We start from the raw sequence: 25,560 nt of genomic DNA on the forward strand, positions 1-25,560 counted from the left end.
GGTGCGCCGACCGGAGAGCGGCGGGGTACCCACCCACCGTCATGATCGCCGCGCGTCGGTGAGGTTAGCCTGCCTTCATGACCGAGCACAGGGGCACCGGTGACACACAGGTCACCGCACGGGAGGTGGTCCGCGGCACGATCAGGTCGTTCCGCGGCCGGGTCGCGGCGGCGACCGTCCTGCTGTGCGGACACCAGGTCGGAGAGGCACTGGTGCCGGTCCTGGTGGGAGTCGTGATCGACCGCGCGGTCGCGACCGGCGACGTCGGCAGCCTGGTGGTCTGGCTGCTGGTGCTGGCCGCGGACTTCGCGATGCTGTCCTACAGCTACCGGTTCGGCGCGCGGCAGGCCCTGCACGCCGACCTGCGTGCCGACGCCGGGCTGCGCACCCGGGTGGCGGCGCGGCTGCTGGACCACCGCGGCGGGGCCGAGACCGGCAGGCTGCCCGGCTCGATCACCTCGATCGCCGTGGCCGACGCCAAGCGCGTCGCCGTGATGAACTTCTGGATCCCCACGGCCGCGGCCGCCGCGGCCGCGCTCGTGGTCGCCGCCGTCGCGCTGCTGCGGATCTCGCTCCCCCTGGGCCTGCTCATCCTGCTCGGCACCCCGCCCCTGCTGTGGCTGATCGGCCGGGTCGGGCGGCCGCTGGAGCGGCGCAGCGGCGCCGAGCAGGAGCGGGCCGCGCGCGCCGCCGGCACCGCCGCCGACCTCGTGTCCGGCATCCGTGTCCTCAAGGGTCTGGGCGCCGGGCCCGCCGCGGCCGAGCAGTACGCGGCCAGCAGCCGCACCGCGCTGGGCGCCACGCTGCGGGCGACCCGCGCCGAGGCCGGGTTCCTCGGCACCGTCCAGCTCGCGAACGGCCTGTTCCTCGCGGTCATCGCGCTCGTCGGCGGTCTGCTCGCCCTCGACGGGTCGATCACCGTCGGCAACCTGGTCTCCGCGGTCGGGCTCGCCCAGTTCCTCGTCGGACCGCTGCAGACCCTCGGCATCGCCGGGGCGCGCCTCGCCCAGGCTCGGGCCTCGGCCGGGCGGATCGCCGAGATCCTCTCCGCACCGCCCGCCGTCGGCCCCGGCCGCGACGGCCGGGGTGCCGATCCCACCACCGCCGACCCCGGCGCCGACCCCACCGCCGGCCGGGCCGCGCTGGCGGTCACCGGGCTGCGGCACGGCCCGCTCGACGGCCTCGACCTGGAGGTGCCCGCCGGTCAGCTGCTCGGCGTGGTCGCCCCCGACCCGTCCGCGGCGACCGCGCTCGCCCGCTGCCTGGCCCGCGACGTGGCGCCCGACGAGGGGCGGATCCTGCTCGACGGCACCGGCGTCGACGACCTGGCCCCGGCCGCCACCCGGTCCATGCTGCTGGTCGCGGCGCACGACGCGCACCTGTTCACCGGCACCGTCCTGGACAACGTCACCGCCGCGACCGGCGACGGCGCGCCGGGGTCCGCGACGGTCGCGGCGATGGCCGCGGCCCGCGCCGACCAGGCCGTCGAGGCCCTCCCGCAGGGCGCGGACACCCCGGTGACCTCGCGCGGCAGCTCGCTGTCGGGCGGGCAGCGCCAGCGGGTCGCGCTGGCCAGGGCGCTGGCCGCCGATCCCCCGGTGCTGGTGCTGCACGACCCCACGACGGCCGTCGACGCCGTCACCGAGTCCGAGATCGCGGCCCGGCTGCGCGAGCACCGCACCGGCCGCACGACCGTCCTCCTCACCACCAGCCCGGCACTGCTCGCGGTCACCGACCGCGTGGTGGTGCTGCGCGACGGCCGCGTCGTCGCGGACACGACGCACACCGAGCTGATGACCGACGACACCGACTACCGCAGGGTGGTGACCGGATGACCACCGGGACCGAGCCGTCCGGGCCCCGCCTGCTGCCCGTCGCCGACGGGCGCCGCACCCGCGCCGTCCTCGGCGAACTGCTGGCGCCGCGCCGCGGGACCGCCGTCGCCGCACTCCTCGCCCTGGTCGCCGGGGCGGCGGTGAGCCTGGTCGCGGCACCGCTGCTGGGCCGGATCGTCGACCTCGCCGCCCGCGGGTCGGAGCCGTCCGCACTGGCCGCGCCGGTCACCGCACTGGCCGGGGTCGCGGTCGTCCAGGGCGTACTCGCCTTCGCCGGGATCGCGTTGATCGCCCGGGTCGGGGAGACGATGCTGGCCCGGCTGCGGGAGCGCTTCGTCGCCCGCGCGCTGGACCTGCCGCTGGACACCCTGGAGCAGGCCGGGTCCGGCGACCTCACCTCGCGCGTCACAGACGACGTCAAGGTCGTCGGCGAGGCGGTGCGCGAGGCGCTGCCCGAGTTCGCCAGGGCCGCGCTGATCATCGGCCTGACCCTGGTCGCGCTCGCCGCCCTGGACTGGCGGTTCCTGCTCGGCGCGCTGCTGGCCGTGCCGATCCAGGTGGTCACCGCCCGCTGGTTCCTGCGCCACTCCGGCCCGCTCTACGACGACGAGCGCATCGCGGGCGGGGCCCAGCAGCAGCAGCTGCTCGACACCGCGGCCGGGGTGAGCACGGTGCGCGCGTTCCGCCTCACCGACGACCACCTGGACCGGGTCCGTGCCCGCGCCGAGGCCGTCGCCGGGATCGGGCAGCGGCTCGTGGTGCTGCAGACCCGCTTCTTCGGCCGGCTCAACGCCGGTGAGGTCCTCGGCCTGAGCGGGGTGCTGGTCGCCGGGTTCGTGCTGGTCGGCAGCGGCAGCACGACGATCGGTACGGCGAGCGCGGCGGCGCTGTACTTCATCAACCTGTTCACGCCGATCAACATCATGCTGTTCCAGCTCGACGCCGCCCAGTCCGCGGTCGCCGGGCTGCGGCGCATCGTCGGCGTCGCCGAGATCGACCCGCCCGCCCCGCCGCAGGACCCGGCCGTGCCCGCCGACGCCCGGGTGCGGGTGCGCGGCCTGACCCACTCCTACGTCGACGGCCACCCGGCGCTGTCCGGGGTGGACCTCGACCTCGCCCCCGGTACCCGGGTCGCGCTGGTCGGCACCAGCGGCGCGGGCAAGTCCACGCTGGCCAAGCTCGTCGCCGGGATGCACACCCCGGACGCCGGGGTCGTCGAGATCGGCGGAGTGCCGCTGGAGCGCATCGACCACCGCGGCGGGCGGGCGCCGGTCGTCCTGGTGACCCAGGAGGTGCACGTGTTCGCCGGGCCGCTCGCCGAGGACCTGCGCCTGGCCCGCCCGGACGCCACCGACGACGACCTGCGCGCCGCCCTGGGCACGGTCGGCGCGGCGCCCTGGGTGGACCGGCTGCCCGACGGGCTGGAGACCGTCGTCGGGGACACCGGGCACGCGCTGACCGTGGTGCAGTCCCAGCAGCTCGCGCTGGCCCGGCTGGTGCTGGCCGACCCACCGGTGGTGATCCTCGACGAGGCGACCGCCGAGGCCGGCAGCGCCGGCGCGGCGGAGCTGGAGCGCGCCGCCGACGCCGCGCTGGCGGGCCGCACGGCCGTGGTCGTGGCGCACCGGCTCAGCCAGGTCGCCGACGCCGACCTCGTGCTGGTGCTCGAGGCCGGGCGGACCGCGGAGACCGGCACGCACGCCGAGCTGGTCGCCTCCGGCGGCCGGTTCGCGCAGCTGTGGCAGGCCTGGACCGGCCTGCGAGGGGAGCCCGCACGGCGTGGCGGCAGCTGAGGTGCGGGGGTCTTGACCTGGCCCGGGACTTAGGTAAGCCTCAACTGCCACAACGGATCACCGGGGCGCGGCTCGGCCGGCGCACCGGGTCGAGAGAACAGGAACGTCATGCCTCACGCTTCACCGTCCAGGGGACGGTTCCGCCCGCTCCTCGTCGCCCTGCTCGGTGTCCTCGTCCTCGCCGGGTGCTCCTCGGCCCCCTCGGGCGGCAGCGGTGACGGGACGCCGGCCACCCCGGCCGCGTCCGGCACGTTCCCGGTGACCGTCGAGCACAAGTACGGGTCCACCGAGATCACCGCCGAGCCGAAGCGGGTCGTGACCCTGGGTTACACCGACCCGGACGCGCTGCTCGCCGTCGGGATCGCGCCGGTCGGGATCGTCGACTGGTTCTCCCAGCCCCCGGCCGGCAACAAGTGGCTGTGGCAGGAGCAGGGCTTCGCCGGGCAGACCCCCGAGGTCGTCGGCGTCCGCGAGGAGTACCAGCTCGAGAAGATCGCGGCGCTGAAGCCTGACCTGATCATCGCGTCGTACTCGGGCATGACCCAGGAGCAGTACGACCAGGTCTCCAGGATCGCGCCGACGGTCGCCCAGCCCGAGGGCTTCGAGGATTACACCGCGTCCTGGCAGGTCATGACCCGGGAGATCACCAAGGCCGTCGGGCGTGAGCAGCAGGGCGACGAGCTGGTCGCCGCGACCGAGAAGAAGATCGCCGACGCCAAGGCCGCGCACCCCGACTGGGCGCAGCAGACCGCCGTCGCGGTCTCCTACGACACCCCGAACTACTTCGCGTTCGCCGGTGGCGACATCAAGGCCGACCTGCTGGCCCAGCTCGGCTTCCGTGCCCCCGAGGCGATCACCCGGGCCGCCGCCGGGACGAGCGAGGCGCAGCTGAGCCCCGAGCAGGCCGGCGAGTTCGACGTCGACAAGCTGCTCGTGCTCGCCCCGACCGAGGCCGCGAAGGCCGAGATCGAGGCGCGTCCGGAGTTCAGCCGGCTCACGGCCGTCCAGCAGGGCCGGGTGCTGTGGATGCTCAGCTCCGAGCGCACCGAGCCGCTGCCCGCCGCGCTGAGCTACGGCAGCGTGCTGAGCCTGCCGTACGCCCTGGACAAGCTGGTGCCGAAGCTCGAGGCACTGCCCGCCGCCCAGGGCTGAGCCCGGGGCGCTCCCCGCACACAACGACAGGGGGCCGGTCGCACCGCGACCGGCCCCCTGCCCTGTCTCCTGTCGTCGCTCAGTCCCGCCCGGTCAGCTCCCGCAGCGCCGCGGTCCACCGGCGCCCGAGGTCGGCGACGACGTCGTCGTCGAGCACCGCGGCCGGGTGGATCAGGTCGGCGTGCACCCGGGGCCCGTCCGCGCCGTCGACGGTGCGGGCGATGACGGTCAGCGGGAACCGCTGGCGCATGTCCGCCTCGACGGCGATGTCGAGGGCGTCGTCCTCGTCGGCGAAGCCCCAGTCGCGCGGGGCGCGCCGGTCGAACCGGCCCAGGTAGTTGAACTCGATCTCGGGCAGCGGCAGCGGGGCGAGCTCCGCGGCGGTGTCCGGGTTCAGGTGGCGCAGCAGGCCGAACCCGAGACCGTGGTCGGGCTCGGCGTCGAGGTCGGCGACCAGCCGGTCGCGCACCTGCGTCGCGGTCCCCCGCGGGTCGACCGCGACCGGCCGGATCGCGGTGAACCAGCCGACGGTGCGGGACAGGTCCGGTCGCGCCGCGACGGCCTCCTCCTCCCGGCCGTGTCCCTCCACCGCGAGCGGCACGACCCCCTCGGCGGGGGCGCCGTGGTGGCGTGCGAGGCCGGCGACGGCGATCCCGAGCCCGGCGGCCAGTGCCCGGTCCGCACCGGCGGCGAGGACGGCGGCCGACAGGTCCGCGGGCAGCTCCACCGGGTGCACCCGGTTGGTGCCGTGCCGGTCGCGGTCCGGGTCGAACGGCGTCGCCAGCGGCAGCGCCACCCTCGGTCCGGCCAGGACCGACCGCCACCGGGCGGCCTCGGCGACCCGCTGCGGGCGGGCGGCCTCGGCGGCGAGCATCGACGCCCAGGCGCGGTAGGACACCGCGACCGGCGGCGGCGACGGCGCACGCCCCGCGCCCTGGGCGGCGACGGCACCGGCGAGGTCGTCGAGCAGGATCCGCCACGACACCCAGTCCACGGCGACGTGCGCGACCACCAGCAACAGGCGTCCGGGGGCGTCCGGTCCGGCGTCGAACCAGACCGCCGACAGCATCGTGCCGGAGCCGGGGTCGAGCCGGGCGCGCGCGGCGAGCGCCTCCTCCCCCAGCAGCTCACGCACCTGGTCGGCGGTGTCCACCCCGCTGACCGGCACCTCCCGCAGCACCGGGCCGGGCACCGCGGCCGGGACCTCCAGGCCCTCGGCGGTACGCCGGGCACGGAGCATGCCGTGCGTGGCGAGCAGCGCGCCCAGGGCGCGGCGCAGCACCGGCCCGGTCAGCCCGGCCGGGGTGCGCACCAGCACCGACTGGTTGTAGCCCGGCGCGTGCGGGTCGACCTCGGCGAGCCAGTCCAGGATCGGGGTCGACCCGACCGGGCCGACGCCGTCGTCGTGGGTGTGCTCGCGCTCCACCGCCCCGGCGACGGCGGCCAGCCCGGCGACCGTGCGGTGCCGGAACACCTGGCGCGGGGTCAGCGCCAGCCCGGCCGCGCGGGCAGCGGACACCAGCCGGATCGCGATGATCGAGTCGCCGCCGAGGGCGAAGAAGTCGTCGTCGGCGCCGACCCGGTCCACGGCCAGCAGCTCCGCGACCAGCCCGGCCAGCAGCCGTTCGGGCCCCTCGGCGGGCTCCCGGCCGCTGCCGGCCGCCGGGGCGGGCTCGGGCAGTGCCCGCTTGTCGACCTTCCCGTTCGGGGTGCGCGGCAGCGGCCCGTCCAGCGCGACGAGGTGGGCCGGGACCATGTGCTCGGGCAGCCGCCCGCGCAGGTGCTCGGCGAGGCCGTCGGGCACCGCGGTGCCGCCGCCGGCCGGGACGACGTAGCCGTCGAGCCGGGTGACCGGGCCCCGCCGTCGCACGACGACCGCGGCCTGCGCGACGTCCGGGTGCGCGGCCAGGACGGCCTCGATCTCGCCGGGCTCGATCCGGTGGCCGCGGATCTTGACCTGGTCGTCGGAGCGGCCGAGGAACTCCAGGACCGGCTCGCGGTCGGGATGCCCGGAGCCCTCGTCGAAGCGCAGCCGGACGCGGTCTCCGGTGCGGTACATCCGCTCCCCCGGGTCCCCGAACGGGCAGGCCACGAACCGGTCCGCGGTGAGCGCCGTGCGCCCCAGGTAGCCGCGGGCCAGCCCGGCCCCGGCCACGTACAGCTCGCCGGGGACGCCGGGCGGGACGGGGGTGAGGGCGTCGTCGAGGACGTGGGTCCGCACGCCCGGGTCGGGGCGTCCGATCGGCGACCGGAACCCGGTGCCCGGCCGGGAGTGCCACAGCGTGGAGTTCACGGTGGCCTCGGTGAGCCCGTAGGCGACGTGCAGGTCCAGGTGCGCGCCCCAGCGGTCGATCAGGTCCGGCGGGACGGCCTCGGTCCCGGCGAGCACCGTCGCCCCGGCCGGGAGCGACGCCTCCGGCGGCAGCGCGGTGATCAGCGACGGCGGCAGGATCAGGTGGGTGAGCCGCTGCTCGGCGAAGAACCCGGTCAGTTCGGCCGGGTCGGCGTCGCGGCCGCGCAGCCGCTCCGGGGCGACGACGAGCCGGGCCCCGGAGCACAGCGCCATGCACAGCTCGAACACGAGCACGTCGAAGCCGGGCGCGGAGAACTGCAGGACCCGGGAGTCCGCGGTCAGCCGCATCCGGTCGCGGGCCAGCTCCAGCAGCTCGCCGATCCCGGCGTGCGGCAGGACCGCGCCCTTCGGGCGTCCGGTCGAGCCGGAGGTGTAGATGACGTAGGCGGCGCCCGCCGGGTCGGCGGGCGGGTCGTCCGGGGCCGGGCCGGGCTCGGGCGGCGCCGGGACGAGGTGCGTGACGCCGTCCACGACGGGCAGCAGGGCCGCGGCGTCGCCGGTCGTCACGACCAGCCGGGTGCCGGAGTCGGCGAGCAGGTACTCCAGCCGCTCCGGGGGCAGGTTGAGGTCCAGCGGCAGGAACGCTCCGCCGGCGCGCAGCACCGCCAGCACCGCGACGACCATCTCGACCGACCGCGGCACCGCGACCCCGACGACGGTCTCCGGGCCGACACCGCGGGCGCGCAGCTCGCGGGCCAGCGCGGCGGTCTCGACGTCGAGCCCGGCGTAGTCGAGCTCGCGGTGCTCGTCGGCGACGGCGACCGCGCCGGGCCGGTCGGCGACGGAGCCGGCGACCATCTCCCACATCGTGCGGGCGGCCGGGACCGGGCCGCCGTCGAGGGCGCGGCGGGTCCGGCCGGCCTCCCCGTCCGCGGCGACGTCGATCCGGCGGACCGGGCGCCGCGGGTCGGCGACGACGGCGCGCAGCACCGTGGTCAGCCGCTCCCCCAGCGCGTGCACGGTCGCGGCGTCGAACAGCTCGGTGCGGTACAGCAGCCGCACCCCCAGCGGCTCCTCCGGCCCGCCGTCGCGGAACTCGACGACCAGGTCGAACTGGGCGCGGGCGGGCGGCTGCGGCTGCTCGCCGACGGTGACCCCGGGCAGGACCAGGCCCGACTCGCGGGCGGTCCCACCGGCCCGGTGCACCACCATCACCTGGAACAGCGGGGTGGTGTCGGCGCTGCGGTCCGGGTTGACCGCGCGCACCACCGACTCGAAGGGCACGTCGGCGTGCGCGAACGCCTCCAGGTCGGCGGCCCGGACCCGGTCCAGGACCTCGGTGAACCCGGGGTCGCCGGACAGGTCGGTGCGCAGCACCAGGGTGTTGACGAAGAACCCGACGACGTCCTCCAGCGCCTGGTCCGCGCGGCCCGCGACGGGGGCGCCCAGCGGGATGTCGTCGCCGGCGCCGAGGCGGTGCAGCAGGACCGCGACCGCGGCCCGGGCGAGCATGAAGGTGCTCGCCCCGGCGGCGCGCGCCGTGCGGCGCAGCTCGGCGCCGAGCGCGGGGTCGATCGGCACCTCGACCGCGTCGCCCGCCATCGTCGGGGACGCGGGCTCCGGCCGGTCGGTCGGCAGGTCCAGGCGTTCGGGCAGCCCGGCCAGGGTGCGGGTCCAGAACGCGAGCTGGCGGCCCGCCACCGACGACGGGTCGGCCGGGTCGCCGAGCAGCTCCCGCTGCCACAGGGTGTGGTCGGCGTACTGCACCGGCAGCGGGGTGAGGCGGGGCGCGCGGCCCGCGGCCCGGGCCGCGTAGGCGGTCGCGAGGTCGGCCAGGAACGGCCGGTCGGACCACTCGTCGGTGGTGACGTGGTGCAGCACGAGCACCAGCACGTGCTCGCCGGTGTCGGACTCGGTGAGCAGCAGCGCCCGGATCGGCAGGTCGGAGCCCAGGTCGAACGGGCGCCGGATCTCCGCCGCCACCTCCGCCGGGGTGGTGGCGGCGTCGACGGTGCGGCGCACGAACGGCACCCGGGCCGTCGCGGCGTCGACGACCACCTGGACCGGGACGCCGTCGCCGCCGTCGACGAGCAGGGTGCGCAGCGACTCGTGGCGCCCGGTGACGTCGTGCAGCGCCGTGGCCAGCGCGTCGGCGTCGAGGGCGCCGGCCAGCCGGAAGGTGATCGGGAAGTGGTAGGCGCTGTCCCGGCCGGCGTCGGCGTCGAGGCGGTCGAGGACCCACAGCCGGTGCTGCGCCGACGACGCCGGCAGCGGCTGCGGGCGGGGCCGCGGCGCCAGCACGGGGCGGGCGGTGCCGGTGCCGTCGACGGAGCCGGGGTCGCCCGCGTCGAGGCGGGCCGCGAGCCGGGCCGGGGTCGGCTCGGTGAACAGGTCGCGGATCGACACCTCCGCCCCGATCGCGGTGCGCAGCCGGGCGACGATCCGGGTGGCGAGCAGCGAGTGCCCGCCGAGGTCGAAGAAGTCGTCGTCCACGCCGACCCCGTCGAGGCCGAGGACCTCGGCGAACACCGTGCACAGGGCCTGCTCGGTCGCGGTCTCCGGGGCCCGCGACGGCGCCGCGGCGGCGCGGGCGTCGGGGACGGGCAGCGCGCGGGTGTCGAGCTTGCCGTTGGCGGTCAGCGGCAGCTCGTCGAGCAGCACGAACGCCGACGGCACGAGGTGGTCGGGCAGGCTCGCCCGCAGGTCCTCGCGCAGGACCGGGACCAGCTCGGCGGCGGAGCGGGCCGCCGCCGGGTCGGTCGCCTCCGGGGCGGCCGGGTCCCCGGCGCGGTGCAGCCCGACCAGCGGGCGGCCCGCCGGGTCGGCCGCGACCAGCACGACGTCGAGCAGGCCGGGTCCGTCCGGGGACCAGGTCGGCTCGGCGTCGCGGCCGTGCCGGGCGGCGAGCGCACGCAGCGCGTCGGGCTCCGGACCGTCGCCGGGGCTCCCCTGCTCGGTGGCGAGCCGGACGTCCGGGACGCCGGTGAGGCGCAGCGCGGTGTCCCCGGCGTCGGCGAGGAGCCGGTCCAGCTCGTCGGGGGAGGTCACGTCGGTGCCCCACCGCAGCGTGCGTTCCGGGTCGGCGCGGCGCACGTCGGCGCCGGGCAGGTGCAGCTCGACGTCGTAGCGGTGCCGGGTCAGCTCGTTGTGGGCCTCGCCGCGCTTGGCGCGCACCGCGACCTCCGCGCCGAGAGCGGCCGCGATCCGGTCGAAGAACGCCGGGGCGAGCAGCAGCTCCTTCTCCAGCGCGAGGGACCGCTCCGCCGCGGCGTCGACCGCGGCGGGGTCGGCCCCGTCGCCGAGGCGGGTCCGGGCGATCGCGGTGTGGAAGGAGTGCAGCGTGTCCGGGCGGCGCACGTCCCCGACGACGATCCGGCCGCCGGGGGCGAGCAGCTCCGCGGCGCCGGTGAGGACCCGCTCCAGGTAGCCGGCGTCGGGGAAGTACTGCACCACCGAGTTGATCACGACGGTGTCGAAGTGGCCCCGCGGCAGACCGGACAGGTCGTCGGCGGGCCGGGTGTCGAGCTCGACGTGGCCGTAGCGGACCGGGTCGGTCGCGAGCGCGGCGCGCAGTGCGGCGATCACCGGCTCGGCGAGGTCGGTGCCGCGGTACTCGGCGCAGCCGGGGGCGAGCGGGCCGAGCAGCAGCCCGGTCCCGACCCCGATCTCCAGCACCCGCTCCGGGCGCAGCGCGCGGACCAGGTCGACCGTCGCCGCGCGCCACTGCGCCATCTCCGCGAACGGGATCGGCTCGCCGGTGTAGGAGGAGTCCCAGCCGGCGTAGTCCTCGGTGAACACCGCGACCGGGATCCGGGAGTACTCCTCGGAGTAGATCGCGCGCCACTCGTCGACGGCGCCGGCGGCGGTGGCCGCGCGGTCGGCCTCGTCGGGGGCGGCGGGGACGACGTAGCCGACCAGCCGGAGCGAGCCGCCGTCCGGTGCGGGGACCGGCACGACCGCCGAGCGCGACACCAGCGGGTGCCGGTCCAGGCGGGCGGTGACCTCGCCGGGCTCGACGCGGTGCCCGCGGATCTTGACCTGGTCGTCGGTGCGGCCCAGGAAGTCGAGCACCCCGCCGGTGCCCGGCCGACGCCGGACCAGGTCGCCGGTGCGGTACATCCGCCCGCCCGGGCTCCACGGGTCCGCGACGAACCGCTGCGCGGTCAGCGCGAACCGGTCCAGGTAGCCGCGGGCCAGGCCGTCACCGGCGATGTACAGCTCACCGGCGACGCCGTCGGGCACCGGGCGCAGCCACGGGTCCAGCACGTGCGCGACGGTGTTGGTGATCGGCTTCCCGACCGCGGGGGTGTCGGAGTCCGCGGTCCCCGTGCCGAGGGTGTTGATCGTGTACTCGGTGGGGCCGTAGAGGTTGTAGCCCAGCACGCCGTCGGCGTCGCGCAGGGCCGACCAGACGGCGTCGGACACGGCCTCACCGCCGAGCAGCACCAGCGGCATCGGGCGCCGGGCGAGCAGCCCGGTCTCCAGCAGCGCCGCAGCGTAGGTCGGGGTCACGTTGACGACGTCGACGTCGTGGGTGTCGCAGTAGGACACCAGCCGGTGGGCGTCGCGGCGCAGCTCCTCATCGGCCACGTGCACCTCGTGCCCCTCGACCAGCCAGAGCAGCTCCTCCCAGCTCATGTCGAACGCGAAGGACACGGTGTGGGCGACCCGCAGCCGCGCGTCGGGGCCGCGGCGGGCACGGACGTCGGCGACCACCGGGTCGAAGATCTCGCGGCGGTGGTTGAGCTGCATGTTCGTCAGGCCCCGGTACGGGGTGACGACGCCCTTGGGCCGCCCGGTGGAGCCGGAGGTGTAGATGACGTAGGCGGGCAGGTCGAGCCGCGCCGGGTTCTCGCGGGCGAAGCTGCCCAGCTCGGCGTCGGGGATCGGGCCGGGGTCCAGTGCGGCGCGCTCGGCCGCGACGGCCGGGTCGTCCAGCGCGACCGTGGGCACCCCCGCCCCGTCGAGCGCCGGGGCGACCGCGGTCGTGGTGAGCACCGCGACCGGGCGGGCGTCGCGCAGGGTCTCGACCAGCCGGGCCGCGGGGTGGTCCAGCTCCAGCGGCAGGTACGCGGCGCCGGTGCGCAGCACCGCGAACAGCGCGACGACGGTCTCGGCCGAGCGGGGCAGCCCCAGCGCGACGACGGTCTCCGGCCCGGCGCCGCGGGCGCGGAGCAGCCGCGCGGTGCGGTTCACCGCGGCGTCCAGCTCGGCGTAGGTGAGCCGGACGTCCCCGGCGACGACGGCGAGGTCGTCGCGGGCGATCCCGGCCCGCTCGGCGAGCAGGTCGGCGACCGTCGCGGTGCCGAGGTCGACCCGGCGCCCGGTGCGGTGCGCGACGACCTCGGCGCGCTCGTCGTCGCCGAGGGCGTCGATCCGCGCGACCGGGGCGTCGGGGGCGTCGAGCAGGCCGTGCAGCACCCGCCGCACGCGCTCCACCCAGCGGGCCGCGGCCGGCTCGCCGACGGTGTGCGACAGCGTCAGCCGGAACCGCTCGCCGGGGGTGACGGCGAGGGTCAGCGCGTAGTGGGTGGTGTCGGTGCTGGTCAGGTCGGTGATGCCGTGCCGGGCGCCGAGGTCGGCGACCCGCTGCTCGCCGCCCTCGGGCCGGTAGACGAACAGCGTGTCGAACAGGGTCCGGTGCCCGGACAGCTGCTGGATCTCCCCCAGCCCGACGGTCTCGTGGTCCAGCAGCGCGAGCCGCTCGGCCTGCACCCGGGCGAGCAGCTGCGCGCCGGTCTCGCCGGGTCGCAGCGCGACCCGGGCGGGCACGGTGTTGAGGAACAGCCCGATCACGTTCTCCACGTCGGGGACGGTCGCGGGCCGGCCGGCGACCGAGGTGCCGAACACGACGTCGTCGCGGCCGGTGCCGGCGGCCAGGGCCAGCGCCCACACCGTGGACAGCACGGTGTTGGGGGTGACCGCGGTGGCGCGGGCCAGCTCGCGCAGCCGCGCCGAGGTGTCCGCGTCGAGGTCGAGGTGGGTCTCGACGACCGCTCGCGGGCTCGCGGCGGGTGTGGGCGCGGTGAGGGTGGGCTCGTCGAGCCCGGCGAGCGCGTCCCGCCAGGCCGCCCGTCCGGGCTCGGGGTCGCGGGCGGCGATCCAGGCCAGCAGGTCGTCGTAGCCGCCGCCGGAGGGCGGGGGCGGCGACCCGGCGTAGGTGTCGAACAGCCCCTCCAGGAACAGCCAGGCCGACCAGCCGTCCCAGATCAGCAGGTGACGGTGGACCAGCAGCCGGTCGCGGCCGTCGCCGCGCAGCACGGTGATCCGGAACAGCGGCGGGTTGCTCAGGTCGAACGGCGCGGTCCGGTCGGCGGCGGTGAGCCGGTCCCGTTCGGCCGGCGAGCCGGTGTGCACCAGCCGGACCGGTGGGGCCGGGTCGGCGGCGACGAACTGCACCGGCCCGTCGAGGCCGTCGGCGGTGAACCCGGCACGCAGCGTGGGGTGGCGGCGCAGCATCGCGGTGACGGCGTCGCGCAGCCGGTCGAGGTCGATCTCGTGGTCGAGCTCGACGGTCTCCTGCACGGTGTAGGCGTCACCGGCGGCGGTGACGGTGCCCGCGGTGCCGTCGAGTGTGGCGTGGAAGTAGAGCCCCTCCTGCAGCGGGGACAGCGGCCAGACCCGGTCGACGTCGTCGCCGGCGATCTGCCGCACCCGGGCGAGGACGGCCGGGTCGGGGTCGGGCAGCGGCGGGACCGGCTCGGCGGCGGCCCCGGCCCGACCGGCGACGGCGGCCGGGGTGCGCCCGGCCAGTACGTCACCGGGGCCGACGTCCAGGCCGGCCCGCCGGGCCCGCGAGGACACCGCGATGGAGGTGATGGAGTCCCCGCCGAGGGCGAGGAAGTCGTCGTCGGGGCCGACCCGGTCGCGGCCCAGGACCTCGGCGAACGCCGCGCACAGCACGCGTTCGACCTCGGTGGCGGGCTCCCGGTCCGACCCGCCCGCGGCGACGCCCGGGGCCGGCAGGGCGGCCTGGTCGAGCTTGCCGTTGGGGGTCAGCGGCATCTGCTCCAGCACGACGACCGCGGCGGGCACCATGGCCTCGGGCAGCACCCGGGCCAGCGCGGCGCGCAGCCCGTCGCCGTCGGGAGCGGCGCCGGCGGCGGGCACGACGTAGCCGACCAGCGCCGGGGACGGCCCGTCCCGGCGGACGACGACGGCGGCGCGGCCGACCCCGTCGGTCGCGGCGAGCGCGGCCTCGACCTCGCCCGGCTCGATGCGCTGCCCGCGGATCTTCACCTGGCCGTCGGAGCGGCCGAGGTAGACCAGCTCGCCGTCGACGCGGCGCACGACGTCGCCGGTGCGGTAGAGCCGCTCCCCCGGCGCGCCGAGCGGGTCGGCGACGAAGCGGTCCGCGGTCAGCCCGGGGCGGGCGTGGTAGCCCCGCGCCAGCTGCACGCCGCCGAGGTACAGCTCGCCGGGGACCCCGTCGGGGACCGGGCGCAGGCAGGCGTCCAGGACGTGCGTGCGGGTGTTCGCGACCGGCACGCCGATCGGGACGACGGTCCCCGGGTCGGGCGCGACCGTGTGCGCGGTGACGTCGACGGCGGCCTCGGTGGGCCCGTAGAGGTTGTGCAGCGCCACCCCGGTCAGCGCGTGCCAGCGCCGGGCCGCGGCGGCGGACAGCGCCTCGCCGGAGCAGAACACCCGGCGCAGCGTGGCCGCCCACCCCGGGTCGGCGGTGACCTGTTCGGCGGCGAGGAAGCCCTCCAGCATCGAGGGCACGAAGTGCAGCGTGGTGATGTGCTCGTCGCGGACCAGCCGCGCCAGGTACTCGGGGTCGCGGTGCCCGCCGGGGGCGGCGAGCACGACGGTCGCGCCGGTCGCGGGGGCCCAGAAGAACTCCCACACCGACACGTCGAACCCGGCGGGGGTCTTCTGCAGCACCCGGTCGTCGGCGGTGAGCGGGTACGCGTCCTGCATCCAGTCGAGCCGGTTGCCGATGGCGCGGTGGCTGACCACGACGCCCTTGGGCCGCCCGGTCGAGCCGGAGGTGTAGATCAGGTAGGCGGCGTCGTCGGGGTCCGGGTCGGGCAGCGCGGCGGGCACCGGGCCGTCGGCGAGTTCGGCGACCGCCAGGCGGCGCACCCCGGGCAGGTCGGGCAGCGGGTCGGTGCCCGCGGGCACCAGCACGGTGTCGACGCCCGCGTCGGCGGCGGTGAACGCGATCCGCTCCGCCGGGTGCTCCGGGTCCAGCGGCAGGTAGGCAGCCCCGGCGCGGACGACGCCGAGCAGCGCGACCATCAGCTCGGTCGAGCGCGGTACGGCGACCCCGACGACGCTGCCCGGTCCGGCGCCGCGCTCGCGCAGCGCCCCGGCCAGCGCGGCCGAGCGGCGGTCCAGCTCGGCGGCGGTGAGCGTCCCGTCCGGTGCGACGACGGCGGTGCGGTCGGGGTCGGCGGCCAGCCCGTCGGCGACCCGGCGGGCCAGGGTCCGCGGGTCGGCGGCCCGGTCGGGGCCGTGCACGCCCTGCTCGGGACGGGTGCGCAGCGGCAGCGAGGCGACGGTGCGCTGCGGGCCGGTGGCCAGCGCGGTCAGGGTGCGCTCGAACATCTCGAGCAGCAGGCCCGCGGTGGCGTCGTCGACGCGGGTCTCGTCGTGCTTGAGCACGACGGAGGTCTCCCGGCCCGGGCGGACGACCAGCGCGAGCGGGTAGTGCACCGCGTCGCGCACCTCCACCCCGGTGACCAGGCCGTTCGCGGTCTGCTCCGCGGTGTAGTTCTCGATCACCACGATGGAGTCGAACAGCTCCCCGCGGCCGCGCTGCAGCTCGGCGAGCCGGACCTGCGGGTGGTCGAGGACGGCGGTGCGGCCGTCCTGCATGCGGCGCAGGGGCGCGGACAGGGGCTCGCCGGGCGACCACCGCATCCGCACCGGGACGGTGTTGACGAACAGCCCGACGGCCTCGCCGATGCCGTCGACGGCGGCGTCGCGGCCGGACACGGTGCTGCCGACGAGCACGTCGCGGCTGCCGGTGAGCGCGCCGACGGTGAGGGCCCACGCGGTGTGCAGCACCGTCGACGGGGTGACGGCGCGGGCGCGGGCGGCGCGGTCGAGCGCGGCGGTCGCGCCGGCGTCGAGGGTCAGTGCGCGCCGGGCGTGCGGCCGGTCCGCTCCCGCGGCCCCGGACCGCGGGGCGGGGAGGGCGTCGAGCAGCCGGACCGGTTCGGCGCCGGCCAGCTCCGCGTCCCACACCGCGCGGGCGGCGGACCGGGCGTCGTCGGTGTCGAGGGCGGTGAGGTGGGCGAACCAGGCGCGCAGCCGCGCCTCGGCCCGGGCGCGCGGCCCGGCGGGGTCCTGCGGGGTGCCGGCGGCCCGGGCGGCGTGGGCCTGCTCCAGCTCGGTGACCAGCAGCGCGACCGACCAGCCGTCGAGGACGGCGTGCTGGAAGGTCAGGGCGAGGCGGGCACGGTCGTCGTCGTGCAGCAGCGCGGCGCGCAGCAGCGGCGGGCGGGCGAGGTCGAACGGTCGGGTCCGCTCGGCGTCGAGGACGGCGGCCGGGTCGGTGCCGCGCACGTCGTGCTCGGTCCACGGCAGCGTGACGCGGTCGGCGACGCCCTGGACGACGCGGCCGTCGGCGCGCTGGGCGAACCCGGCGCGCAGCTGCGGGTGCCGCTCGAGCAGGTCCGACAGCGCGGCGCGCAGGGCGCCCGGGTCGACGTCGGCGGGCAGGTCGAGGACCTCCTGCACGACGTAGGAGGTGTCGGCCGGGTCGAGCGCGGCGTGGAAGAAGAAGCCCTCCTGCAGCGGGGACACCGGCCCGGCGAGGGTGACGGGGCCGAGCACGGCGGCCGCGGCGTCGTCCAGGACGGTCGTGTCGGGGCCGGTGGGCGCGGCGACGGCGTGGTGCTCGGTCACGAGCGGTGCGAGCTCGGCGACGGTGCGGTGGGTGAAGACCTGCCGCGGGGTGACCAGCAGGCCGGACTCGCGGGCCCGCACGACCAGCCGGATCGACAGGACCGAGTCGCCGCCGAGGGCGAAGAAGTCGTCGTCGACGCCGAAGCCGGGCACCCCGAGGACCTCCGACACGAGGTCGCAGAGCAGCGCCTCGCGTGGCGTGCCGGGGCGGGTGCCGCGGACCTGCGCGGACAGGTCGGGGGCGGGCAGCGCGGCCCGGTCGGTCTTGCCGTTGGCCAGTACCGGCACCGACGGCAGCGGGACGACGGCGGCGGGCACCATCCAGTCCGGGAGCCGGTCGCGCAGGTGCTCGCGCAGGGCGCCGACCAGGGCGTCGACGTCCCGGAAGGGGGCCGGGCGGTGGAACGCGGGCCCGGTCGCGTCGGTGGTCGCGTCGGCGGTCGCGTCGGTGGTCGCGTCGGTGGTCGCGCGGTGCAGTGGCCCGGGGTCGACGCCGGGCCGGGAGAACAGCAGCTCGACCGTCGCCCCGGGGCCCCAGGTGCCCTCGGCGCGGTAGCCGAGGGACTCGCCGAGGGCCAGCAGCTCCTCGGGGTCGGCACCGGCGGGGGGCTCGGGCTCGCCGTCGATGCGGGCGCGGGTGGCGCGGTCGGCGGCCGAGCGCAGGTCCGGGACCCCGACCACGCGCACCACGTCCGCGCCCGCACGGGCCGCACCACCGCGGGCCGCGCCGCCGCCGTCGCGGCCCGCGATCGGGCCACTGCCGCCCGTCGAGTCGAGCCCGGCGCCCAGCGCGGCGCGCAGGGCGTCGGTGAGCGCGGCCGGGTCGGCCCCGGCCCCGTCCCAGTCGATCACGAGCGGGTCGGTCGCGGGGCCGGGCCGCGCGGCGGCGCCGGGCCGGAGCACGACGTCGTAGCGGTAGCGCGAGAGCTCGTCGTGCGCGCGGGCCCGCTTGATCCGGATGCTGCTCGCGTCGAACCCGTCGAGGGCGGTGAAGAACTGCGGCGCGCAGAGCAGCTCGCCCTCCCAGGCGACGGCGCCGTCGAGGGCGCGGCGCAGCTCGGCGGGCTCCGCGTCGGGCCGCCGGGCGGCGACGACCCCGGCGCGGAAGGTGCGCAGCAGCCCGGCGTGCCGGACGTCGCCGACGACGATCGCGCCACCGGGCGCGAGCAGCGCCGCGGCCCGGGTCAGCACGTCGGTCAGGTACTCCGGGCCCGGGAAGTACTGGGCGACGGAGTTGATCACGATGGTGTCGAAGGGACCGGTGATGCCGTCGAGCTCGTGGGCGGCGGCGGGGGCCAGCTCGACGCGCCCGCGCAGCCCGGGGCGGGTCGCGACCCACCGCGACAGCGCGGCGACGGCCTCGGCGGACACGTCGGTGCCGACGTAGCGGGGGCAGTCCGGGGCCAGCTCGGCGAGCAGCAGGCCGTTGCCGACGCCGAGCTCCAGGACCCGGCCGGGGCCGAGCTCCCGGATCCGGGCGACGGTGGCGTCGCGCCAGGCCCGCATGTCCGCGCGCGGGATGGGGGTGCCGTCGTAGGTGGAGTTCCAGCCGGCGAAGCCGCCCTCGTAGCCGGTGGGGTCCCCGTCGTCGGCGGAGGTGGCGGCGTAGAGCAGCTCGTGGACGTCGCGCCAGTCGGCGACGCGCTCGGCGCCGTCGTCGGCGGGGGTGTCCCCGGCGGTCGCGGGGACGACCCACGCGGTGAGGCGCCGGTCCCCCGGCGCGGCCTCGTGCACGCCGACGACGGCCTCGGCGACGTGCGGGTGGGCCCGCAGCACCGACTCGATCTCGCCGGGCTCGATCCGGTAGCCGCGGACCTTCAGCTGGTCGTCGACGCGGCCCAGGAACTCCAGCTCGCCGCGCTCGTCGACGCGCACGAGGTCGCCGGTGCGGTAGAGCCGCCCGCACGCGGGCCCGAACGGGTCGGCGACGAACCGCTCCGCGGTCAGGCCCGGCTTGTTCAGGTAGCCCCGGGCCAGACCAGGGCCGCCGAGGTAGAGCTCGCCCTGCTCGCCGTCGGGGACCGGGTCCAGGTCGGGGCCCAGCACGTACGCGGCGGTCATCGGGTCGGCGACGCCGATCGGCACCACCGGCCCGGTCCGCGCCGGGTCGCACCGGCCCAGCGTGGAGTTGACGGTGACCTCGGTCGGGCCGTAGGCGTTGAACATCGCCCGGCCGCGCGCCCACCGCGCGACCAGCTCCGGGGACACCCGCTCGGTACCGGCGAGCAGGGTCGCCGGGGGCAGCGTCACGTCCGGGCCCAGCGCCGCGAGCAGTGCGGGCGGCAGCACCATCACCGTCACCGCGTGCTCGTGGGCGTAGTCGGCGAGCTCGGGCACCGGCAGCCGCAGCTCCGAGGGCACCACGACCAGCCGCCCGCCGGAGAGCAGCGCCATGCACAGCTCCCAGAACGCGACGTCGAAGCCGGTCGAGGCGAACCCGAGGATCCGGTCGTCCGCGCCGACGCCGAGCCGCTCGGTCTGGGTGGCGACGAGCTGCGCGACGCCGCTGTGGGTCAGCACGACGCCCTTGGGCCGCCCGGTGGAGCCGGAGGTGTGGATGACGTAGGCGGCGTCGAGGACGTCGACGTCGGGCACCGGGGCGACCGGCGCGGTGGCGATCGCGGCCCGGTCGGCGTCGTCGTCGAGCAGCACGGTCGGGGTCCCGTCGGGCAGCGGCAGCTCCGCGGCGACACCGGCCGTGCTCAGCACGACGGCCGGGCGGGCGTCGTCGAGCACCAGCGCGGTCCGCGCCGGCGGCTGGTCCGGGTCGACCGGCAGGTACGCCGCGCCCGCCCGCAGGATCGCCACCTGCGCGACGACGAGGTCCACCCCGCGCGGTACGGCGAGCGCGACCAGCCCCTCCGGTCCCGCGCCGCGCCCCCGCAGCACCGACGCGAGCCGCCCCGCCCGCTCGTCGAGCCCGGCGTAGGTGAGCTGCTCGCAGCCCTCCCCCGAGCCGCACTGCACCGCCACGGCGTCCGGCCTGGCCGCGACCTGCCGGGCGAACAGCTCCGGCCAGGTCGCGAGCGTACCGCCCGGGAGCGGTCCCGGGCGCGGGTCGGACGGGGACGGCAGCGTGCGGGTCACGGGAGGCGCTCCTGGGATGGTGGTGCGGGACGGGCGGCGCGGGACGGGTCAGCCGGCGGCGCGTTCGCGCAGGCTGCGCGGTCGCAGGTCGGTCCAGTGCGTCTCGACGAAGGACAGGCACGACGGCTTGTCGGCCGGGCCGTGCTCGACGGTCCAGCCGGCGGGGACCTCGGCGAACGCGGGCCACAGCGAGTACTGGCCCTCCTCGTTGACCAGCGCGTAGAAGCTGCCCTCGGGGTCGTCGAAGGGGTTCGTGGACATGGCTCTCCCTGGGATCGGCGGAACGGGTGGGGTCGCGCTCAGACGACGACGGGCGTCGGCGCCGGCGACGGCACGGGGGCGCCGGTCAGCGAGGCGACGACCTCGCCGGACCGGACCGCGATGTTGGACAGCAGGGTCGAGGTGATGCCGTGCGTGTGCTCGGTCGGTCCCTGCAGGTAGAAGCCGGCCCGCACCGCGGTGCCGTCGGCGAGTGCGGTGGTGCCGAGCCGGTAGTCGCGGTGCACGTCGAGCCGGCCGCGGGCGTCGCGGGCGCAGGCCTCGTCGAGGCCGCCGGACAGCAGCCACAGCGGGTCGGCGGGGCGGTAGCCGGTCGCGTAGACGACGGCGTCGGCGGTGATGACCTCGCGCGAGCCGTCGATCAGCGACTCGACGGCCAGCTCCACCCGGTCCCCGACGTCGACGACGTCGGCCACCCGGGACACGTTGCGGAAGCGCAGACGCTCGGTCCCGGCGACCCGCTCGTGGTAGTGGGTCCGGTAGAGGCCCTCGATGAGCTCCGGGTCGACCACCGAGTAGTTGGTGTTCGCGTGGTAACCGAGGATGCGGTCCTTGACCTCGTCCGGCGCGGTGTAGAAGTCGTCGACGGCGGCCGGGTCGAAGATCCGGTTGGCGAAGGAGGTGTCGTCGGCGGGGCTGTAGCCGTAGCGGGCGAACACCGCGTGCACCTCGGCGGTCGGGAAGCTGCGGTGCAGGTGCTCGACGGTCTCCGCGGCGCTCTGTCCGGCGCCGACGACGGCGAAGCGGGTCGGCTCGGTCCCGGCGAGCTCGCGGGTGCGGAACAGCAGGTCGCGGTTGTGCCAGACGCGGCCCCCCACGGTGATCCCGCGCGGCAGGACCGGGGTGAGCCCACAGGCGAGGACGACGTTGCGGGCGCGCAGACGCTCCACCCGGTCCCCGGTCCGGACGACGACGTCGACGAGCTCCACGCCGTTCCCGCCGCGGACCGGCTCGATCTCGACGACCTCGCTGCCGTAGCCGACGGTCACCGCCGACCCGGCGGCCGCGCCGATCTCCCCCACCCGCGCCGCGGCCCACTCCAGGTAGTCGTGGAACTCGCGGCGGGTCGGGAACGACGAGCCGTAGTTGATGAAGTCGGCGAGCCGGTCCCGGTCGTGGAGGTAGGACAGGAAGGAGAAGCCGCTGGTCGGGTTCCGCAGCGTGACCAGGTCCTTGAGGTGCGAGACCTGCATGGTCGCGTCCTCGAGCAGCATCCCGCGGTGCCAGCCGAACCGCTCCTGGCGCTCGACGAACCGGGCGCTCACCCGCGCGTCGGCCGGGACCGTCGCGTTGTGCTCGAGCAGGGCGATGGCGATGCCGAGGTTCGACGGCCCGAACCCGATCCCCACCACGTCGAGTACCTCCGGGGTGGAGTGGGGGTTCGCGTTCGCGGGGTTCGCCATCACGGTCCTTTCGTTGCTTCGGCACGCCTCAGATAAGGCGAGGCTAACTGCAACACGAAGGTGGATGTCCCGCCTAGGGGGTGATCGCCGGGGCCCGGCCGCAGAGGGCCTTCCGCGCTGGTCAGCGCCGTGACGTGACGCATGTGTCACCCATTGGGAGTACAGAGCGCAACGGTGCACGCACCACTGCACGAGGGTGACGCATGCCCCGTCCGCGCGTCATCAGATCTGACGAGAGGGCCTCTCCGGCAGCCCGGCGCGTGAGCGCGCCGGCCGGTGACACCCGGCCGGGCCACGGCGCGGAACGGCGGCGCCGCGCAGGACGGCGGCGCCGCGCAGGACGACCGGCGTCCCGCGCGGCACCGATGACGGTTCACCAGTCCCAGTTGCGCACGAGCGATCCCCCCTCGACCGGAGTGCTTCTCCCCGTCCCGGAACGGACGCCGTCGCGCTCCGCACGTGAGGACGTACGGCGTGCTCCACGATCGAGTGATGACATGGCCAGAGTAAGCGACGGACAACGCTCCGTCACGATTTGACGAATCCCTGAGGCGTTCGTCGTCGGTTCCGGGCCGTTCGGCGCGGATTCCGGCCACCGGGGCGCGGACGGCCGAGGCTTGCCTTACCCGCGGGTAGCCTCGGTCCATCCCGCTGACGCAGCCGACGAACAGGCAGGCGACGTGACCTCTGGCCCGGTGGCACCGCGCCCGGCCGGGCGCCGCCGTCGTGCGCCGGACGCCCGGTCGCTGCCCGGCCTGCCGGTGCGCCCGCTGCTGCTGGTCCTGGTCGTGGAGGCCGCCGCGGTGGCCGCGGTCGTCGGGGGGCTGCTCGCCGGGGCCCCGCCGGCGCGGGCCGGGGTACTGCTCTGCGGGCTGCTGGTGCTGATGGCCGCGGTGCACACCGAGCTGTCGGTCAACGCCGAGCGCCTGCGGCGCCGCATCGCCGCGACCCGCTACATCAACATGACCTCGGTGTGGACCTTCGCGGCCGCGCTGCTGCTGCCGCCGGGGCTCGCGACGGTCGTCGTCGTCCTCATCTACCTGCACCTCTACCTGCGGGTGGCCCGCCCGAGCGGCACGCCGCCGCACCGCCAGGTCTACAGCGCCGCCACCGTGCTGCTCGCCGTGCACGCCGTCGCGGGGCTGCTCGCGCTGGTCGACGGCCGGGCCGGGTCGCTCGCGGCCCCGCAGAACGCGGCGCTGGTGCTGGGCGCGCTGGTCGTCTACACCGCGGTGAACACGCTGCTGGTCGTGTCGGTGCTGCGGCTGACCGCACCGGGCTCGCGGTTCCTCGCGATCCTGCTGGGCGGCGACATCGGCCTGGAGCTGGCGACGCTGTCGATCGGTGGGCTGGTCGCGGTCGTGCTCGCCGACTCCTCCCCCTGGTTCGCGTTGCTCGCGGTGCTGCCGCTGCTCGTCGTCGAGCAGACCACCCTGGTGCGCCAGCTCGAGGCACAGGTCGACACCGACGCCAAGACCGGGCTGCTCAACCCGGCGGCGTGGCGCTGGCGCAGCCGTCAGATGCTGGAGCGCGACACGCGTACCGACCGCGCCGCCGCCGTGCTGATCGTCGACCTCGACCACTTCAAGGCGGTCAACGACCGGCACGGCCACCTGGCGGGCGACGACGTGCTCCAGGCCGTCGCCGACGTCCTCACCGTCGAGGTCCGTGACCAGGATCTGGCCGGCCGGTTCGGCGGTGAGGAGTTCGTGGTCACGCTCGGCGGGATGCGCGCCGACGACACCCCGGCCGACCGCGCCCGCGAGGTCGCCGAGCGGATCCGGCGGGGTGTGCGCGCACTGCAGGTCGACACCGCGACCGCCGGGCGGGTCACCGGGATGTCGGTGTCGGTCGGGGTCGCGACGACGCCCGACCACGGCACGGACCTCGACGGCCTGCTGGCCGCCGCGGACGCCGCGCTCTACGAGGCCAAGCACGCGGGCCGCGACCGGGTCGCGGTCCGGCGCCCGGCACCGCCGGTCGTCGCCGAGGGCTCGACGCCGCCGTTCGGGCTGAGCTACGGCACCTGAGACGCCGGATCAGGGCCCGAGCAGCACCCGCGCCAGGTCCTTCCACTGGGGCAGCATCGCGTCGCCCGCGGGGTCGCGCGGGTCGAAGGTGTAGGTCAGCGCGGTCCCCCGCATCGAGGTGAGCAACAGGTCGCGCAGCTGCTTGAACCGCGTGCGGCCCGCCAGCTCGTCACCGAACATGCGGGCCATCGACGCGCGGATCGCCGCACCGAGCCGCTTCTCCTCGGGGCGCAGCGCCTCGGCGATCTCGGAGTGGGACCGGGCCGCGGTCCACAGCTCCACCGCCGCCCAGAAGTGCGGCTCGGAGAAGCTCTCCCACAGCAGCTCGATGACGCGGTCGGCACGTTCGAACGGGCCGACCTGGTCGGCCTCGAGCACCCGGCGTACGCGTTCCTCGGTGTCGGCGACACGTTTGACCGCGAGGTGCTGTGCCGCCGCGACCAGCAGCCGGTCCCGGCTGGGGAAGTGGTGCAGCAGCCGGCCGCGCGACACGTCGGCGGCCGACTGGATGGTCAGGGTCGTGGATCCGGAGTAGCCGCCGTCGATGAGGCAGGCGACGGCGGCGTCCAGGATCCGGGCGCGGCTGTCCGAGGACCGCTGCGCCCGGCTCCTGACTACCGGGGTGCGTTCGGTGTTCATGATGTGCTCATGATCGCCTGTCGGTCATCGGCTCAGAGTCCCAGACCCCGGCCGATCACCTCCTTCATGATCTCGGTGGTGCCGCCGTAGATCCGGGTGACGCGGGCGTCGGCGTAGGCCTTGGAGACCGGGTACTCGCTCATGTAGCCGTAGCCGCCGTGCAGCTGCAGGCAGCGGTCGGCGACCCGGCCCTGCAGCTCGGTGCACCAGTACTTCGCCTTCGAGGCGTCGACGGCGGTGAGCTCGCCCGCGTCGAGGGCGCGGACGCAGTCGTCGACGTAGTGCTCGGCGAGGTCGATCTCGGTGTCCATCTCGGCGAGGGCGAACCTGGAGTTCTGGAACGAGCCCACCGGCGATCCGAAGGCCTTGCGCTCCTTGACGTAGGCCAGGGTGTCGTTCAGCACCGCCCGGGCCGCCGCGGCACCGGCGATCGCGATCGACAGCCGCTCCCGGGGCAGCTTCTCGACCAGCTGGACGAACCCCTTCCCCTCCTCGGGCCCGAGGAGGTTCCCCACCGGGACCTTCACGTCGGTGAACGACAGCTCCGCGGTGTCCTGGGCGTGCATCCCCAGCTTGTCGAGGTTGCGGCCCCGCTCGAAGCCCGCCATCCCGCGCTCGAGCACGAGCAGGCTCATGCCCTTGTGCTTCTGCGAGGGGTCGGTCTTCACCGCGACGACGATCAGGTCGGCGTTGATCCCGTTGGTGATGAAGGTCTTCGCGCCGTTGACGACGTAGTGGTCGCCGTCGCGGATCGCGGTCGTCGACATCGACGCCAGGTCCGAGCCGATGCCCGGCTCGGTCATGGCGATGGCGAGGATCGTCGCGCCGCTGACGACGCCCGGCAGCCAGCGCTGCTTCTGCTCCTCGGTGCAGTAGGTGAGCAGGTAGGGCAGCACGATGTCGTTGTGCAGGGTCAGGCCGAGGCCGGACCCGGCGGCGCCGACGCGCAGCAGCTCCTCGCTGATGACGGCGTTGAAGCGGAAGTCCTCGACCCCGCCGCCGCCGAACTCCTCCGGCGCGTCGATGCCCAGGAAGCCGTTCGCACCGGCGGTGGTGAACAGCTCCCGCGCGACGGCGCCGTCACGTTCCCACCGCGCCTCGTGCGGGACGATCTCCTTCTCGACGAAGGCGCGGAACGCCTGCCGGAAGTCCTCGTGGTCGGATTCGTAGAGCGTGCGCTTCACGGCGCCG

Annotated in this window: 8 protein-coding genes and 1 pseudogene; 4 read left to right on the forward strand and 5 right to left on the reverse strand. The window is 76.3% G+C overall.

Annotated features, from left to right (window positions below; translation table 11 throughout):
* The first annotated feature begins 77 nt into the window (after positions 1-77).
* From WHI96_RS12320 to WHI96_RS12330, 3 genes are all read left to right on the forward strand, one after another.
* Entirely contained in the window at positions 78-1,835 is a 1,758-nt protein-coding gene (locus tag WHI96_RS12320) for an ABC transporter transmembrane domain-containing protein (protein ID WP_345649052.1), read from the forward strand.
* Positions 1,832-3,628 (forward strand): ABC transporter ATP-binding protein, encoded by a 1,797-nt coding sequence (locus WHI96_RS12325; protein ID WP_345649049.1) that lies wholly within the window; start codon positions 1,832-1,834, stop codon positions 3,626-3,628. Before WHI96_RS12320 ends, WHI96_RS12325 begins: the two co-directional genes overlap by 4 nt.
* Before the next feature lie 108 nt (positions 3,629-3,736).
* Complete coding sequence (locus tag WHI96_RS12330) at positions 3,737-4,780, forward strand: ABC transporter substrate-binding protein (RefSeq protein WP_345649047.1); 1,044 nt, start codon at positions 3,737-3,739, stop codon at positions 4,778-4,780.
* A gap of 79 nt (positions 4,781-4,859) precedes the next feature.
* Here the strand turns inward: WHI96_RS12330 and WHI96_RS12335 are convergent.
* From WHI96_RS12335 to WHI96_RS12345, 3 genes and pseudogenes are all read right to left on the reverse strand, one after another.
* Positions 4,860-19,958: pseudogene (locus WHI96_RS12335) on the reverse strand (amino acid adenylation domain-containing protein); the annotation flags it as partial.
* A 108-nt stretch (positions 19,959-20,066) separates the two neighbouring features.
* Positions 20,067-20,279, reverse strand: coding sequence for an MbtH family protein (locus tag WHI96_RS12340; protein ID WP_345649041.1), 213 nt, complete (start codon positions 20,277-20,279; stop codon positions 20,067-20,069).
* Positions 20,280-20,317: 38 nt separating this feature from the next.
* Positions 20,318-21,700, reverse strand: a complete 1,383-nt coding sequence (locus WHI96_RS12345) for a lysine N(6)-hydroxylase/L-ornithine N(5)-oxygenase family protein (RefSeq protein WP_345649038.1) — start codon at positions 21,698-21,700, stop codon at positions 20,318-20,320.
* 680 nt (positions 21,701-22,380) lie between these two features.
* Here WHI96_RS12345 and WHI96_RS12350 point away from each other — a divergent pair.
* Entirely contained in the window at positions 22,381-23,730 is a 1,350-nt protein-coding gene (locus WHI96_RS12350) for a GGDEF domain-containing protein (RefSeq protein ID WP_345649035.1), read from the forward strand.
* Between the two features lie 9 nt (positions 23,731-23,739).
* Here the strand turns inward: WHI96_RS12350 and WHI96_RS12355 are convergent, their stop codons facing one another.
* Positions 23,740-24,369: a TetR/AcrR family transcriptional regulator gene (locus WHI96_RS12355; protein WP_345649032.1), complete on the reverse strand. Its 630-nt coding sequence runs from the start codon at positions 24,367-24,369 to the stop codon at positions 23,740-23,742.
* Positions 24,370-24,401: 32 nt separating this feature from the next.
* Entirely contained in the window at positions 24,402-25,553 is a 1,152-nt protein-coding gene (locus WHI96_RS12360) for an acyl-CoA dehydrogenase family protein (RefSeq protein ID WP_345649029.1), read from the reverse strand.
* Positions 25,554-25,560 lie beyond the last annotated feature (7 nt).

The sequence above is a fragment of the Pseudonocardia tropica genome (assembly GCF_040105315.1).
Classification (GTDB): Bacteria; Actinomycetota; Actinomycetes; order Mycobacteriales; family Pseudonocardiaceae; genus Pseudonocardia; species Pseudonocardia alni.